The 15,339-nt window shown below is 52.0% G+C and carries 15 protein-coding genes; 4 read left to right on the top strand and 11 right to left on the bottom strand.

All coding sequences use genetic code 11. The features are described 5' to 3' along the window. The first annotated feature begins 6 nt into the window (after nt 1–6). The 4 genes from RUDLU_RS0113295 (at nt 7) to RUDLU_RS0113280 (ending at nt 4,373) form a co-directional block, all read left to right on the top strand. Entirely contained in the window at nt 7–651 is a 645-nt protein-coding gene (locus RUDLU_RS0113295) for a phosphoribosylanthranilate isomerase (RefSeq protein ID WP_019988882.1), read from the top strand. 11 nt (nt 652–662) lie between these two features. Beyond that, nucleotides 663–1,859, top strand: a complete 1,197-nt coding sequence (gene trpB, locus RUDLU_RS0113290) for a tryptophan synthase subunit beta (RefSeq protein WP_019988881.1) — start codon at nt 663–665, stop codon at nt 1,857–1,859. Between the two features lie 21 nt (nt 1,860–1,880). Then, a complete protein-coding gene (trpA, locus tag RUDLU_RS0113285) occupies nt 1,881–2,705 on the top strand; it encodes a tryptophan synthase subunit alpha (protein WP_019988880.1) in 825 nt (274 codons plus the stop codon). Between the two features lie 120 nt (nt 2,706–2,825). Further along, nucleotides 2,826–4,373: a sulfatase family protein gene (locus RUDLU_RS0113280; RefSeq protein ID WP_019988879.1), complete on the top strand. Its 1,548-nt coding sequence runs from the start codon at nt 2,826–2,828 to the stop codon at nt 4,371–4,373. Between the two features lie 95 nt (nt 4,374–4,468). Here the strand turns inward: RUDLU_RS0113280 and accC are convergent, their stop codons facing one another. The 11 genes from accC to RUDLU_RS0113225 form a co-directional block, all read right to left on the bottom strand. Next, entirely contained in the window at nt 4,469–5,812 is a 1,344-nt protein-coding gene (gene accC, locus RUDLU_RS0113275; RefSeq protein ID WP_019988878.1) for an acetyl-CoA carboxylase biotin carboxylase subunit, read from the bottom strand. A gap of 100 nt (nt 5,813–5,912) precedes the next feature. Further along, complete coding sequence (gene accB / locus RUDLU_RS0113270; RefSeq protein WP_019988877.1) at nt 5,913–6,389, bottom strand: acetyl-CoA carboxylase biotin carboxyl carrier protein; 477 nt, start codon at nt 6,387–6,389, stop codon at nt 5,913–5,915. An 89-nt stretch (nt 6,390–6,478) separates the two neighbouring features. Beyond that, a complete protein-coding gene (gene efp, locus RUDLU_RS0113265) occupies nt 6,479–7,042 on the bottom strand; it encodes an elongation factor P (RefSeq protein ID WP_019988876.1) in 564 nt (187 codons plus the stop codon). 99 nt (nt 7,043–7,141) lie between these two features. Beyond that, complete coding sequence (locus RUDLU_RS0113260) at nt 7,142–8,125, bottom strand: beta-ketoacyl-ACP synthase III (protein WP_019988875.1); 984 nt, start codon at nt 8,123–8,125, stop codon at nt 7,142–7,144. A gap of 111 nt (nt 8,126–8,236) precedes the next feature. Then, nucleotides 8,237–9,178 (bottom strand): phosphate acyltransferase PlsX, encoded by a 942-nt coding sequence (gene plsX / locus RUDLU_RS0113255; protein WP_027303026.1) that lies wholly within the window; start codon nt 9,176–9,178, stop codon nt 8,237–8,239. Nucleotides 9,179–9,337: 159 nt separating this feature from the next. After that, nucleotides 9,338–9,532: a 50S ribosomal protein L32 gene (rpmF, locus tag RUDLU_RS0113250; RefSeq protein WP_019988873.1), complete on the bottom strand. Its 195-nt coding sequence runs from the start codon at nt 9,530–9,532 to the stop codon at nt 9,338–9,340. Nucleotides 9,533–9,632: 100 nt separating this feature from the next. Continuing rightward, nucleotides 9,633–10,175 carry a YceD family protein gene (locus tag RUDLU_RS0113245; RefSeq protein ID WP_027303025.1) on the bottom strand — a complete coding sequence of 181 codons (543 nt, stop codon included), beginning with the start codon at nt 10,173–10,175 and terminating at the stop codon, nt 9,633–9,635. Nucleotides 10,176–10,338: 163 nt separating this feature from the next. Beyond that, nucleotides 10,339–11,416 (bottom strand): peptide chain release factor 2 gene (gene prfB, locus RUDLU_RS0113240; RefSeq protein WP_157580194.1). Its coding sequence is split into 2 segments (ribosomal slippage): nt 10,339–11,355 and nt 11,357–11,416, totalling 1,077 coding nucleotides; the frame shifts between segments, so codons are not numbered across the junction. A gap of 106 nt (nt 11,417–11,522) precedes the next feature. Next, a complete protein-coding gene (locus RUDLU_RS0113235) occupies nt 11,523–13,178 on the bottom strand; it encodes a hypothetical protein (RefSeq protein ID WP_157580192.1) in 1,656 nt (551 codons plus the stop codon). A gap of 10 nt (nt 13,179–13,188) precedes the next feature. Beyond that, the gene (gene pseC, locus RUDLU_RS0113230; protein ID WP_019988869.1) at nt 13,189–14,370 is read right to left on the bottom strand and encodes a UDP-4-amino-4,6-dideoxy-N-acetyl-beta-L-altrosamine transaminase; all 1,182 of its coding nucleotides are present in this window, start codon (nt 14,368–14,370) and stop codon (nt 13,189–13,191) included. 25 nt (nt 14,371–14,395) lie between these two features. After that, nucleotides 14,396–15,337: an Rpn family recombination-promoting nuclease/putative transposase gene (locus RUDLU_RS0113225; RefSeq protein WP_019988868.1), complete on the bottom strand. Its 942-nt coding sequence runs from the start codon at nt 15,335–15,337 to the stop codon at nt 14,396–14,398. Between the last annotated feature and the right edge of the window lie 2 nt (nt 15,338–15,339).

The raw sequence follows: 15,339 nt of genomic DNA, 5'->3' as shown, positions 1-15,339 counted from the left end.
ACACCTATGAATGTCAAAGTGTGTGGTTTGCGCGATGTCGATAACCTAAAGGAGGTAGCGGCACTGAACCCTGATTTTGTTGGGTTCATTTTTTACGACAAGAGCCCGCGCTTTGTGGGTGAAGAGTTAGATGTAGAGGTTGTACGGTCCTTACCGCGGAGTATTCGGAAAGTGGGGGTTTTTGTGAATGCCAGTCCAGAGTCGATTATTCGGAATGTAAAAAAGTACGACTTGCAGTATGTGCAGCTGCACGGTACCGAGACCCCTGATTTCTGCAAGAGTCTCCGCATGAGGGGCATCAATATCATCAAGGCATTCCGGGTCGACGAAACATTCAACTTTAGTATGCTCAACAACTACAAGTTGCAGTGCGATTTCTTTCTGTTTGATGCCAAAGGAGATCAGCCGGGTGGCAACGGATTTGCGTTCGATTGGTCGCTACTGAGTCGCTATGATAATGAAAAACCGTTTTTCATCAGTGGCGGTATTGGGCTGAATAACCTGGCCCAGTTAGAACAGATTCGGCACCTCAAGCTTTACGGGGTTGATGTAAATAGTCAGGTTGAGGTTTCGCCGGGCGTAAAGGACATTGAAAAATTGAAAGAACTGATCAGCCGGGTACGCCCGGTTGAAGAAGAGGAAGAAGTTTAATTTTTCTCGTTATGACTGTTTTAGAACCACAAGCCTCATTTGAGGTCTCAGATAAAGGTTTTTACGGGCGTTTTGGGGGGGCTTTTATTCCCGAGATGCTTTATCCTAATGTAGAGGAGCTCCGGCGCAATTACCGCGCTATCATGGAAGACCCTACATTCCAACTTGAATTTCGGGCACTGCTGGCCGACTATGTGGGCCGACCAACCCCTTTGTTTCTGGCCGAGCGCTTATCGAACGAAGTTGGCGCCACAGTTTATCTCAAGCGTGAAGACCTGTGCCATACGGGAGCCCATAAAGTAAACAACACCATCGGGCAGATTCTGGTCGCCAAGCGGCTGAACAAAAAACGGATTGTGGCCGAAACGGGTGCGGGTCAGCACGGCGTGGCAACGGCTACAGTTTGTGCGCTTATGGGCCTTGAGTGTGTGGTGTACATGGGCTCTATCGATATGGAGCGTCAGAAACCCAACGTTGATCGGATGCGGATGCTGGGCGCTACCGTGGTACCGGCTACAAGCGGTAGTCAGACGCTCAAAGACGCTACCAACGAGGCCATGCGGCACTGGATCAATAATCCGGTTGATACGCATTACATCATCGGTTCAGTAGTGGGGCCACACCCGTACCCGGATATGGTGGCCCGGTTTCAGTCGGTCATTTCAGAAGAGACCCGGAGTCAGCTTCTGGAAAAAACAGGTCGTGAGAATCCCAATTACGTAGTGGCTTGTGTGGGTGGAGGCAGCAACGCAGCAGGTGCTTTCTTTCACTACCTGCACGAACCAACGGTACGGCTGGTTGCCGCCGAAGCTGCGGGTATGGGCGTATCATCGGGGCACTCGGCCGCCACAACGGCGCTTGGTAAGCCGGGCGTTCTGCACGGCAGCCGCACCATTCTGATGCAAACCGAAGACGGGCAGGTAACAGAGCCTTATTCGATCTCGGCTGGCCTCGACTATCCGGGTATTGGGCCGCTACACGCGCATCTGTTCGATTCTGGTCGGGGTGATTTTTACGCTATTACCGACGACGAAGCCATTGCCGCCGGTTTTCAGCTCAGTAAGCTCGAAGGGATCATTCCGGCTATCGAAACAGCACACGCCCTGGCTGCTTTGCCAAAGATGGGCCTCCAGACGAGCGATGTGGTTGTGGTCTGCCTATCGGGTCGGGGCGATAAAGATTTAGCGACCTACGCCAAGTATTTGTAAACCTCCTCGACGACTATTCTTTTGGAAGCGCAAGCAGTAGCTACACAAGCCGATTCGGCACTACCGACCCTAAATCGTATCACGGCACTTTTCGACCGTAAAAATGAGGGTTTATTGAATGTCTATTTCACGGCCGGCTTTCCGAACCTGAATGATACCCTAACCGTGCTCGAAGGACTTGAGCAGGCCGGTGCCGATCTGGTTGAAATTGGTATGCCCTATTCTGACCCGGTGGCTGATGGCGAAACCATTCAGCAAAGCAACCTACAGGCCCTGAACAACGGCATGACCCTGCGGCTTTTGTTTGAGCAACTCGCCGATTGCCGGAGTCGCGTCTCGGTTCCTATTTTGCTGATGGGCTACATCAACCCTGTGCTGCAATTTGGTGTAGAAGAGTTTTGCCGGCAATGTCAGGCAGTGGGTGTCGACGGGGTGATTTTACCGGATTTGCCGCTCGATCTTTACCTGGATGAGTACGCGCCTATTTTTCGGCAATACGGCATTCTGAACATTTTTCTGATTACGCCCCAAACATCAGCCGAGCGTATTCGGCTGATTGATGAGCAGTCGGCCGGATTCATCTACATGGTTTCGTCGGCAAGTATTACGGGGTCGGTGAGTGGAGTGAGTGATGAAATGCTCGCTTACTTCGACCGCATCAATGCAATGAACTTAAAGAATCCGCGCCTGATTGGTTTCGGTATCAAAGACAACGAGACGTTTCGGATGGCCAGCCAATATGCCAACGGGGCTATTATCGGTAGCGCGTTTATCCGGCTTTTGCAGGAAAAAGGTACTGATCAGTCGCAGATCAAAGCATTTGTGGACTCTGTAAAAGGAGAGTGAGCAGAGGTTATAATTTTCATGAAAACGCCCGGCTGAGCTAATCGGCCGGGCGTTTTTGTATTCAGACCGGTATGTAATGCCTTTTTTAGCCTTGTACAGACGATAAAACTGTCTTGTGTTATGAAACTACCTCTGCTGTCGATTGGAGCCATGTTGGCGCTCATATTGGGTTTGCCGGCCTTCCGATCATCACTCACTCCGCCCAGTAAGCCCAAGAACATAATTTTCATTCTGGCCGACGACCACCGGTACGACTTTATGGGTTTTACGGGAAAGGTAGCCGGCCTGAAGACGCCCAACCTTGACCGATTGGCGTATGAGGGCGCACACGTACAAAATGCGTTTGTATCGACGGCTCTGTGCTCGCCCAGCCGGGCCAGTATCCTCAGCGGGCAGTACGCGCATACCCACCGGGTGATCGACAACTTTGCGCCCATGCCTTCCGACCTGAAGTTTTTTCCGCAGTATTTGCAGAAAGCGGGTTATAAAACGGCGTTTCTGGGTAAGTGGCACATGGGTAATACCGACGATGCGCCCCAGCCGGGTTTCGATTATTGGCTGAGTTTTAAAGGGCAGGGCGATTACTATAACCCTCGCTTCAACATCAACGGTAAGCAGGTGGCTTATACCGATAGCAGCAACACAACTGATCTGCTGACGGATTATGCCATTAAGTGGATGAATACGCTGGACAAGACGAAGCCGTTTTGCCTCTACCTGTCGCACAAAGCGGTACATGCCATGTTTGAACCGGCCAGGCGGCACCGTGACACCTATGCCAAAATGCCGATCAACTATCCCGAAACCATGTACCTGACAGCAACCGATACCAGTAAGGTTTGGGGTGGGGGCGCCAACGCAGGCCGTAGCCCCGAAATGGGCGCTGTAAAGGCAAATCTGGCGGGTATTCCGAACTGGGTAAAACAACAGCGCGGCAGCTGGCATGGTGTCGATTACATGTACCACGGTCAGATGGATTTCAACAACTTTTACCGTCGCTACGCCGAAACCCTACTTGGGGTCGACGACAGTGTGGGACGGGTACTGAAGTGGCTGGAAGACAATGGCCTCGACCAGAATACGATGCTGGTGTACATGGGCGACAACGGTTTTAGTTTCGGGGAGCGTGGCCTGATTGATAAACGGCACGCCTACGAAGAGTCGATGCGGGTACCGCTGCTGGTGCGCTGCCCGGACTTGGTGAAGCCTCAAACCAAAGTGAAGCAGGTGATTCAGAACATCGATATTGCCCCTACGTTTTTAGCCTATGCGGGCCTGCCCAAGCCGACGCAAATGCAGGGTAACTCGTTTCTGCCTATTCTACAGGGCCAATCGACCGATGGAGCAGGCCGCCCGTGGCGCGATCGGGCGTTTTACGAGTATTACTGGGAAATCGATTTTCCACAAACGCCGACCATGTACGCGGTGCGTACCGACCGGTACAAGTACATTTTCAATTACGGCGTATGGGACACCAATGAGCTGTATGACTTACAGAATGACCCCGGCGAGGTGAATAACCTCATCAAAAGTCCAGCCCATCAGGAAATCGCCAAACAACTCCGGGGCGAGGTGTTCACCTGGCTTCGGAGTACCAACGGGATGAATATTCCGCTCAACCCGGTTCAGCAAAAACGCTTCGATCACCGCAACAAGGGCGCATATTAATCACGGCCAGGCCCAAAAAAGAACCGGCCTCCGGTTGCTGAGCCGTCAAACGACAACTCAGCAACCGGAGGCCGGTTTTATATCGGAAGAAATCCTTAGAGGTTCGAGAAATCGAACCCTTCAAGGAACGCCGTTGTAAACTGACCCGACTTGAACTTCGGGTCGTCCATCAGCTTGATATGGAACGGAATGGTCGTTTTGATCCCTTCGATCACAAACTCCTGCAAAGCCCGCTTCATACGCGTAATGACTTCCTCGCGCGATTGCCCCGTTACAATCAACTTGGCAATCATGGAATCATAATTTGGCGGAATGGTATAGCCTGCGTACACGTGGCTATCGATCCGAACACCGTGACCACCCGGTAGGTGAAGGTTGGTAATCTTACCGGGCGACGGACGGAATCCGTTGGCGGGATCTTCGGCGTTGATCCGGCACTCCATTGAGTACAGTTTCGGCGTGTAATTACGTCCTGAAATCTCGGTGCCGGCCGCTACCTTGATCTGTTCCTTGATGAGGTCAAAATCGGTAACTTCCTCCGTAATGGGGTGTTCCACCTGAATACGGGTGTTCATTTCCATGAAATAGAACTTGCCGTATTTATCAACCAGAAACTCAACCGTACCAGCACCTTCGTACCCGATGGCTTGCGCGCCTTTGATAGCCGCCTGACCCATTTCTTCGCGCAGTTCGGCCGAAACAATAGGAGAAGGGGTTTCCTCAACCAGTTTCTGGTGACGACGCTGAATAGAGCAATCTCGCTCCGACAGGTGACACACTTTCCCGTACTGATCGCCCACAATCTGAATTTCGATGTGGCGGGGTTCTTCTACGAACTTCTCTAGGTAAAGACCGTCATTGCCAAAAGCGGCACCGGCTTCGGTACGGGCGTCGTTCCAGGCTTTTTCGAAATCGGCCTCGGTCTTGATAATCCGCATACCCCGACCGCCACCCCCGGCCGTTGCTTTGATGATGACGGGGTAGCCAATTTCTTCAGCCAGTTTCTTGCCTTCTTCAATGGATTCGAGCAGACCTTCTGAGCCAGGAATAACCGGTACACCGGCCGCTTTCATGGTCGCCTTGGCCGTAGCCTTGTCGCCCATTCCGTTGATCTGTTCGGCTGTAGCACCGATAAACTTGATGCCGTAGTCGGCGCAAATTTGTGAGAACTCCGCGTTTTCAGATAAGAAACCGTAGCCAGGGTGAATGGCGTCGGCGTTGGTAATTTCAGCCGCCGAGATAATGTTTGGAATATTCAGGTACGACTGCTTACTCACCGGCGGGCCAATACACACAGCCTCGTCGGCGAAGCGCACATGCAGGCTATCACGATCGGCTGTTGAGTAAACAGCCACCGTTTTGATGCCCATTTCGCGGCAAGTCCGGATGATACGCAGCGCGATTTCTCCCCGGTTAGCGATCAGGATTTTCTTAAACATAATGAGTGAAAGAGAGAAAGAGTGAAAGAGCGACAATACGAAATGAGCAAATGATGCTGTAGCACCTATCCACTCTTTCGCTCTCTCACTCTCTCACTCTTTAGTTTGGTTCTACAAGGAATAGAGGCTGGTCGTACTCGACGGGCGTAGCGTTTTCAACCAGTACCTTCACGATACGGCCTGAAACTTCTGACTCGATCTCGTTGAAGAGCTTCATGGCCTCGATGATACACACCACTTTACCTGCCTTCACTTCATCGCCGATCTCGACAAATGCCGGGGTTTCCGGGTTTGAAGAGCGGTAGAACGTACCAATCATGGGCGACTTAATCGTGATGTAGTTCGATGTGTCGGCTGCTTTGGGCGCAGGTGCTGCCGCAACGGGTGCGGGAGCCGAAGCCTGTGGGGCGGGGGCTGCTACAGGTGCCGCTGGAGCTTGTGGAGCTGGTGCTGGAGCCGCTGGCGTGGCGCTATTGCGCTTAACGCTGATCTTCAGATCGTTGGTCTCTACATTGACTTCGTCGAGGCCCGACTGGGCGATGAAGTCGATCAGTTTTTGAATGTCTCTGGTATCCATAAAGTAGGAGAGAGGAGTCTGGGCTGAAGAGTGGTTAGGCCGAAAGTGCTGTGACTCTGGCGACTGCTCATCAGTACAGGCTTCCTGTTTTATTTCACGCGCTCAACATAATCGTACGTACGGGTATCAACCCGAATCTTCTGGCCCTGCTCAATGAAAAGGGGAACCATGATTTTGGCGCCCGATTCCACTTCAACCCGCTTCTTAGGGCTGTTGGCCGTATCACCCCGAATACCCGGCTCGGCGTAAGTGACTTCGAGTTCTACAAACGGTGGAAGTTCGCAGGTCAGGGGCGTTTCGTTTTCGGCATTAATCAGAATTTCAACCTCCTGACCTTCTTTCATCAGATCGGCACCATCAACCAGCTTCTCGTCGAGGTTAATCTGGTCAAACGATTCCTGATCCATGAAGTTGTACCCAGATTCGTCTTTGTAGAGGAACTGGAACTTCCGACGCTCTACCCGAACAGGATAGATAGTAACGCCTGAGTTGAAGGTGTTATCAATTACCCGACCAGTTGTCAGGCTTTTGAGCTTGGTGCGTACAAAAGCGGCTCCTTTGCCCGGCTTAACATGCTGAAATTCCGTAATCTGGAATAAGTCGTTGTTGAAGTTTAAGACTAAACCGTTGCGTATGTCTGCGGTTGTTGCCATTTTGATAAGTTTTCAGTTTTCAGTTTAACGTTTTCAGTTTTGGTTCACAGCTTTCCATGTAAACAACTGAAAACTGATAACCATAAACTGAAAACCCGTTTAATATGCCCACTTCACGTAAACCGAGCCCCAGGTGAATCCTCCTCCGAAGGCGGCCAGAATCAGGTTATCTCCTTTTTTTAGCTGCGACTCGTAATCGAACAGGCAGAGTGGAATAGTAGCTGCGGTTGTGTTACCGTACTTGTGAATATTCATCATGACCCGCTCAGGTCCAACACCCATGCGGTTAGCCGTAGCGTCAATGATTCGCTTGTTGGCCTGATGCGGCACCAGCCAGGCTACCTCTTCGCCCTTCAGCTGATTACGCTCCATGATTTCGGCCGATACGTCGGCCATATTCTTGACTGCAAACTTGAACACCGAGGGGCCGTCCTGATACGCGTAGTGCCACCGTTTTTCAACGGTTTCGTGCGTGGGTGGGTAACGGCTTCCCCCAGCTTTCTGGAAGAGGTGAATCTGACCGCTCCCGTCGGACCGTAGAATGGAGTCCAAAACGCCGAACCCTTCTTCTGCAGGCTCGAGCAATACAGCTCCGGCCCCATCGCCAAAAAGAACACAGGTGGTACGGTCGGTGTAATCAACGATAGCCGACATTTTATCGGCACCTACTACGATTACCTTCTTGTATTTACCCGATTCGATAAACTGGGTACCGGTGGTGAGTGCGTACAAAAAGCCCGAGCAGGCCGCCTGAATATCGAAGCTTCCCACATTCCGAATACCAACCATATCACAAATCAGGTTGGCCGTTGCCGGAAACACATAATCGGGTGTTACCGTTGCGCAAATGAGAAGATCAACTTCTTCGGGTTTGGTATTGGTCTTTTCGAGTAGGCCCTGTACCGCTTTCGCGCCCATGTGCGACGAACCCATGCCTTCCCCTTTCAGGATCCGGCGTTCTTTGATACCCGTCCGACTCGTGATCCACTCGTCGTTGGTGTCCACCATTTTCTCCAGTTCCGCGTTGGTAAGCACGTACTCAGGAACATAACCGTGAACGCCCGTAATTGCCGCTTTCATCATTACAGTGAGCAGTTAACAACGAACAGTGTGCAGTTATCAATGAACAGTTAACAACGAACAAGGGCTGGTAAGAGTGCACACTGTTCGTTGTTAACTGTTCATTGATAACTGTCAACTGAGCATTTGCGCAATTTTATTATATGCGTCTGATTGAACCTGCCGTATAGCAAGCCCGATCATATTTTTGATAGCTAAAGCTGATGAAATTCCGTGGGCGATAATGACGTTGCCGTTGACGCCTACAATGGGGCTTCCGCCTACCGACTCGTAGTTTGTCTTGTCAAGAAATTCGTCGCTGATCCCCCGCTTCTTCGTCAGAGCGTAAATCGACTCACCCAGTTTGAACAGGGCATTTCCGGTAAAACCGTCGGTGACAATCACATCCGCCTTGTCGAAAAACATGTCGTTGCCTTCTATGTTACCAACGAAGTTGATCCGACGGCTTTCTTTCAGCAACTGATAGGCTGCCTGCGCAACCAACGACCCCTTCTGTTCTTCTGAACCAATATTCATCAGGGCGACCCGTGGGTTTTCGATACCAAACGTCGCCTGAGCATATACCGACCCGATTTCGCCAAACTGAGCGAGCATCTCGGGTTTACAGTCGGCATTGGCACCAATGTCGAGCATAACGGCGTGTCCACCACTTAACTGGGGGACAAAACCCGCGATGCAGGGGCGCATGACCCCTTCGATGGCTTTGATGCTGAACAGAGCGCCTACGTGCATCGCCCCTGTGTTGCCTGCACTGCAAAAAGCGTCGACTTGTTTTTCTTTCAAAAGCTTAAACCCAACTCCAATGCTGGAATTGGGCTTCTGAGAAAGGGCCTTTGTTGGGTGCTCACCCATTTCGATAACATCCTCGGCGTGGACAATCTCGATGTTCGAAAGGGGCTCGGTTGCGTACTTGGGCAATAAGGTTTCAATAACCCGTTGCTGCCCAATCAAAACAAGCTGTACGTCTTTGGGTAAACTGGTAGCGGCCATTGCGACTCCTTCGACGATAGCCTCCGGAGCAAAATCACCACCCATTATGTCCACTGCAATTTTCATTGACTCAGTTAAGGCGTCGGAGCCGACGCGGCTCGTGATGTAAAGGGAATAATCGCGTAAAAATAGCAGGTACCAGACAATAAAAAAGTATTTCGCGTTCATCTTCCCGGAAGACTGCTGCGAAATACTTTATGTACAGGCACACGTAAATGGCTGATATTAAGCCGCTGAAGCGTAGCCTTCAACAATCATTTTGCCTTTGTAGTACAAGTTGCCCTCGTACACGTGAGCATGGTGGCGCTCATGTACTTCGCCCGTAGTTGCGTCGGTTGAGAGCGTTACGGCAGTGGCCTTGTAATGCGTCCGGCGCTTATCGCGACGGGTAGAAGAGTGGCGTCGTTTGGGGTGTGCCATGGTTTCAGTTTACAGTTTATAGTGTTTAGTTCTCAGTTGGTTGATACGGCCCTACTCACAAAAACTGCAATCGGGAAACCGCAAGCTGAAAACATTTAAATCAATTGTCATTCAATTTTCGAAGAGCCGCCCATCTTGGGTCTACAGGTGGCTCGTCCGTTGGTTCTTCGTCTGGATCTGAGCGGTAAATCAGTTTCCCCTCCGACTCAGTATCCTCGTCCTGCTCGTCTTCCTCCCGGAAGCGCGGGTGCAGTTTCTTCATGGGCAGCGAGGTAGCAAGGAACTCAAAAATGTACCGTGCTACGTTAACGCTGTGTGTGTTGCGCTCGATCAGTTCGATTTCGTCGGTCAGTTCTTCATTATGATCGGAGAACTTCAGCAACATAAGCCGTTCGATCTGAATGGGCTCGTCGTACAAATCGAGGCTCCGGTCGCAAGTTTGCTCAACGGTGCCACTGATTTGAAAATCGAGCCGGATCATGGTTTCAGACTTGTCCAGAACCAAATGGGTCTGGATATTGCCTTTCTCGATCAAGTCCTGCTCGAGCGCAGCAAAAAACGCGTCGCCCGACTCAAAGTCGTATTCGTAGCGCTTGTTTTCCAATCCGAAGACCGGAATCTCGTATTGCCTTAGCTCGTTCACGTTATCAAACCCCTCAAAAATAGGAGCGCAAAATTACAAAATTTTTTTAATAGGTACACGGATTGAACGGATAAAACTGATTTTCACGGATTAAAACATAAAGAAATCTGTGTGAGTCCATTAGACCTAATCAATCAGTTGGCCCGCTCACGCGGTTTCCGACCTAATCCTGCATCAGTAGGTACGACTTGATAAACTCGTCGAGGTCGCCGTCGAGAACAGCCTCGGTGTTTGAGGTCTGATAACCGGTTCGGTGATCTTTCACGCGCCGATCGTCGAGTACGTACGAACGGATTTGGGAGCCCCACTCGATTTTTTTCTTACCAGCCTCTACTTCGGCCCGGGCTGCGTTACGTTTCTGCACTTCAATCTCGTACAGTTTTGACTTCAGGAGCCGGATGGCTACTTCTTTGTTTTGCAGCTGACTACGTTCCTGCTGGCATTCGATAATGATGCCCGAAGGTTTGTGCCGCAACCGAACGGCTGTCTCAACCTTGTTTACGTTCTGCCCCCCGGCTCCGCCCGACCGGAAGGTATCCCAGTCGATATCAGCCAAGTTAACATCGATCTGAATCGAATCGTCGACCAGCGGATAGGCAAACACCGAGGCAAACGAGGTATGCCGACGGGCGTTGGAATCGAACGGCGATACCCGAACCAGCCGATGCACGCCGTTTTCGGATTTCAGAAACCCATAGGCCAAAGCACCGTCAATTTCGAGCGTGGCCGACTTGATACCCGCCGTATCACCTTCCTGGTAATCGACTTGTTTTACGCTGTAACCGTGTTTTTCGGCCCAGCGCATATACATTCGGTAGAGCATATCGGCCCAGTCCTGACTTTCGGTACCGCCCGCCCCCGAGTTGATTTCGAGTACTGCGCTGAGTTGGTCTTCCTCATTACTCAGCATTTTCTTGAGTTCGAGCTCTTCGAGCGTAACCGTTACTTTCTGCGCTTCGGTGTCTACTTCTTCTTCGGTAACGTCGCCGGCTTCGTAAAACTCAAATAGGGTTTCAAGGTCTTCAAGCTGACTGTTGAGCGTATCGTAACCGCCTACCCAGCCTTTGAGACCCCGTACCTGCTTCATAACGGTTTCGGCCCGGTCGGCATCACTCCAGAACTCAGGCTGAAACGTTTGTTGTTCGAGATCGCTTAGTTGTTCTTTTTTGGCATCGTAGTCAAAGATACCCCCTCAGGGCCTCTACTCTGGCCCTCAAGTCTTTCAACTGATCAGTTGTCATGAACTTGTCGTATGCGTTTAGATTATGGATTGCAGACCCCCTCGTAGATACGGAGGGGCGTCTGAATGACAAAGATACGACAATCAGGCGGGCGGTTTGGTTCGGGCTACAACCCCACAAAGCCCACAACTCCGCCCGAACGGACCAGAACCCCTATCGGCTTACCGGTGGTTTCGGCCGGTAGGATGGCGGTGAAGCCGGTATCTTTTTCATTGACCGAGTCGGTGAGGTCGAGCCGCTGATGGAAGAGTGTGGTGTAAAATTGCCAGCCCGTCGTGGTCCGAACGCCCACGTAGGTGTCGTTGAAATTGGCTTTGCGGCCCCGGATTTTGGCCCAGCCGCTAATAATCCGATATGAGCCTACCGTCTGTTGCAAATCGATTACCGCATCGATAGTGGGAGAGCCGGTTGGTGGCATGGTTACAGCTACGGGTTTCGAGAACAGTTCCCTAATAGTCAATTCAGCGGGCGAAAACAGTTGGTTAGATCTTAACAAGTTTAATGCCTCAGCCGGTTGCAACGTTGGTGCGCAACCCCGAATAATTCCCGCCTGTTGCCACAAAAACTGATCGGTCTGTTTCAGCTCCCGAAACCGAATAATTTTGCCCGCATACGTGTAGTTTGAAACGCCCCAGATTGCTACAGAACCGACCAAGGCAAGGCTCGTCAGGGCTGTTTGCCAGCGGAATCGGGCAAGACGGGCTACATCGGCCAGGGTGAGCCAGGTGGTTGCCAGCATCAGGGCCGTGATGTTCCGGTAGCGCGATGCGTACATGAGTTCGGTTCCTTTTTCGATGCGGTTTACGGCCAGCATCAGCCCGGTCAGGTGCAGGAATATGAGAAACCAGAACAAGGTTGGATTTTGGCGGTCGTAGCGGGTCAGGATTAGATAGCCCGTCCAGACGATAGTGACACCACCCACCACCTGACTCAGCCAGGCCACCGATGGGTGATAAAACATGGCTCCCAAAAAGGCCGTATCAAGAGCCAGTAAGTGCAGCAGCTTTTCCGGTGCCAACAAGCTGCTCAGTGCCGGTCCCGAGGGGTTATGATACCCCTGAAAGTAAAGGTGTAGAGCAATGAGGGTGAGTACAACGAGTTGATAGCTCGTTGAGCCGATAGACCAATTTTTCTGCCTGGCTCTCTCTGCCTGTTGACCCAACGAGTTGGTAAAATGGTGTACGCACAATAACGGCAACACGATAATCCCGTTGCCGTTGGTAAGCAAAGTCACCAGACCGACGCATACGCTCATCCACAAAGAGCGCGAACCCGGCCGTCCCGCCAGCCAGAACGCCAGCAACGCCCAGGCCGGAGCCCAGAGATTCGAGACGGCGGCCATGGACCAAAAGGCGTTGTTCCACGATTGGAACTGGAAAATCAGAAACAAGGCGGGCAAAAACGCCCAACGGCTGATGGACGACGAAGCCCGGTACAATAGCCAGGCGGTGAGCAGCAGGGCTATGTTGCCCACCCATTGCAAAAAGGTAAAGCTGATGGTGCCTGTAACGCCTACGTTCAGTAAAGCCAGGGCTTTTACCCAGACAACCCGGTGAAAATTGTTTTGCTCCAGCAGACTATCGAGCCGGGCTGTCCACGATGCACCCGGCCACTGATTCAGAAACTCGACCAGCACCGGGTAATCGTCCATGTACGGCATATTCCAGGCGTAACGGATCAGGGTAACCGCGTAGTAAAGAATCGGCAACAAGGCAGCACCCCAGAAAAGCCGTTCGGGCACACGGATTGGCATCCACTTCATACCCTACAGTTTAGACCTCGCCGTTCACAAACGCCAGTACTTCCCGGATAACATACTCCTGCTCTTCATCGGTGAGTGTAGGAAACATCGGGATGCTCAGGCCGTGGGCGTAATAGTCTTCAGCAAGCGGGAAATCGCCCAGCTTCCAGCCAAACTGCTGGTAGTACGGCATCCGATGTACTGGTATATAATGCACCTGGGCAAAGATGCTCTTTGTCCGCAGGTAATCGTATAGGCCCTTGCGGTCGGGCACCTGAATCACGTAGAGGTGATACGCATGCCCAACATGGGCGGGGGGCACAATGGTACGTACGGCCGTGCCGGTAAAGGCTGCATCGTACCGAGCCGCCAAAGCCCGGCGCCGGTCGAGCATGGCATCGGCCCGCTTGAGTTGGCTCAAGCCCAGAGCCGCCTGCATATCGGTGAGCCGGTAGTTGTAGCCCAGTTCCTGCAGTTCCATGTACCAGCCTCCCCGTTCGGGATCGCCGGGATCGGGCTCGCTGAAATCACCGGGTTTATTGGTGATGCCATGGGTGCGGAGCCGGAGCAAATGCCGGTAGAGGGCTTCGTTGTTGGTGGTAATCATGCCGCCCTCGCCACAGGCAATATGCTTGACGGGATGGAAACTAAAAATGGCCAGTTCGGCCAGTGAGCCATCGCCACAGCGGTGGTTTTGCCCCTGTTTGTCGGTAAACGAGGCTCCCGGCGCATGGCAGCTATCTTCGAGCAACCACAACCCAAACTCGTCGGCCAGTTCGCGAAACGCGGCCATATTGGCGGGGTAACCGGCAAAATCGACCGGAATAATGCCCGAAAAGGTGCCTTTAGGGTGTTGTTCGAGCAACGCCCGCACGGCCTTTGGGTCCAGTACAAGGGTTTCGGGGTCGATGTCGGCAAAATGGACTTCACCCCCGCAGTACCGAATGCAATTGGCCGAGGCCGAGAACGTAATCGGCGTTGTGATAACCTTAGTGGTTTCGTTGACACCCAGCGCCAGTGCACACAGGTGCAAGGCGGCCGTTCCGTTGGCTACCGCTACGGCATATTGACTCCCGATGTACTGGGCGAAAGCCTCTTCGAACTGCCCGATGGTAGGCCCCTGCGTCAGGGCGGGCGAAGTGAGGGCTTTGGTGACAGCCGCAATGTCGTCGTCGGTAATGTGCTGGCGGCCGTACGGAATAGGATTGTGCATATTGGCAATAAAAGCAGTCGAGTGGTTATGGATTCACTCGACGGATAATTTCCTGAACCGTTGGTAACGGCAGGTCGAGGGCAACCGAGATGGTATTGGCATCCATGCCCAGTTTCAACAGGCCGAGAACGTGGCGTTCGTTTGCCTGAGCGATTCCTTTCTGGATACCCCGCTCCATGCCTTTCTCGATGCCTTTCTCGATTCCCTCGTTGATCAGACGTTCTGCGGTTGTCATAGCTGCCTCGCCGGTTTGGCGCGAAATTTTATGAAAGATAGCGATGAGCTGCTGCTTTGTCAAATCAGTAGTCCAGTACACGTATAGAAAGGACGTTTCGATAAAACCCCTTCCCGTGTTGTCCTGAGCCAGCCGCTCAAAAAGTTGGGCAAAGTCTTCAAACACCCGTAACAACCGCTGCTGGTTCCGACTGTTTTGCAACAGTAAAGCGGTCAGGCGGGCGTAATCGGTGCGGAGTCGCAAAAGTGAGGCTTCCGTGGTTGTTTTGAGATTAATCAGTTCGTACTCAAACGATGGCAGGTAAGGCGCTAACAGCGCATCAGCGGTTGGGAAATATTGCGCTACCGGCTGCTTCTTCCAGACCCTATCGCCATGATACACCACAATCGGAACAATCGGTGTCAGCGGCTCCCGGGCTTTAATCTGACGATTCCAGTAATTCAGCAGGTACTGATTTAGCTGAAAATGAGGGTATTCCTCCGGGTAGCTTTTGTGCTCGAATAACAAGACCAGTCGTATTTTCTCCGAACCGTATTGGACTGAAAACAGCAAGTCGACGTAGTATTCGCTCAGGTCTTCGCCCAGATAAGTCTCGTTTTCTCGCTGAAGCGTCTGAAAATCGAGACGCTCTACCAACCGTTCGGGCAGAAACGCCTGCACGAAATCCGTCAGAATTTCGGGTCGGGAGAATGTTTCCTTGAAAAACTTGTCGTGCGGTTGTTCGAGCGCCATAC

It is taken from the genome of Rudanella lutea DSM 19387 (genome assembly GCF_000383955.1).
Taxonomy (GTDB): Bacteria; Bacteroidota; Bacteroidia; order Cytophagales; family Spirosomataceae; genus Rudanella; species Rudanella lutea.
This window is presented reverse-complemented; position numbering and strand designations above follow the sequence as displayed.

Bases quoted from the DNA above. Each gene is read 5' to 3' on its own strand.
- RUDLU_RS0113295 (WP_019988882.1), top strand. From the start codon at position 7: ATGAATGTCAAAGTGTGTGGTTTGCGCGATGTCGATAACCTAAAGGAG.
- trpB (WP_019988881.1), top strand. From the start codon at position 663: ATGACTGTTTTAGAACCACAAGCCTCATTTGAGGTCTCAGATAAAGGT.
- RUDLU_RS0113280 (WP_019988879.1), top strand. From the start codon at position 2,826: ATGAAACTACCTCTGCTGTCGATTGGAGCCATGTTGGCGCTCATATTG.
- accC (WP_019988878.1), bottom strand. From the start codon at position 5,812: ATGTTTAAGAAAATCCTGATCGCTAACCGGGGAGAAATCGCGCTGCGT.
- accB (WP_019988877.1), bottom strand. From the start codon at position 6,389: ATGGATACCAGAGACATTCAAAAACTGATCGACTTCATCGCCCAGTCG.
- efp (WP_019988876.1), bottom strand. From the start codon at position 7,042: ATGGCAACAACCGCAGACATACGCAACGGTTTAGTCTTAAACTTCAAC.
- RUDLU_RS0113260 (WP_019988875.1), bottom strand. From the start codon at position 8,125: ATGATGAAAGCGGCAATTACGGGCGTTCACGGTTATGTTCCTGAGTAC.
- plsX (WP_027303026.1), bottom strand. From the start codon at position 9,178: ATGAAAATTGCAGTGGACATAATGGGTGGTGATTTTGCTCCGGAGGCT.
- rpmF (WP_019988873.1), bottom strand. From the start codon at position 9,532: ATGGCACACCCCAAACGACGCCACTCTTCTACCCGTCGCGATAAGCGC.
- RUDLU_RS0113235 (WP_157580192.1), bottom strand. From the start codon at position 13,178: ATGAAGTGGATGCCAATCCGTGTGCCCGAACGGCTTTTCTGGGGTGCT.
- pseC (WP_019988869.1), bottom strand. From the start codon at position 14,370: ATGCACAATCCTATTCCGTACGGCCGCCAGCACATTACCGACGACGAC.
- RUDLU_RS0113225 (WP_019988868.1), bottom strand. From the start codon at position 15,337: ATGGCGCTCGAACAACCGCACGACAAGTTTTTCAAGGAAACATTCTCC.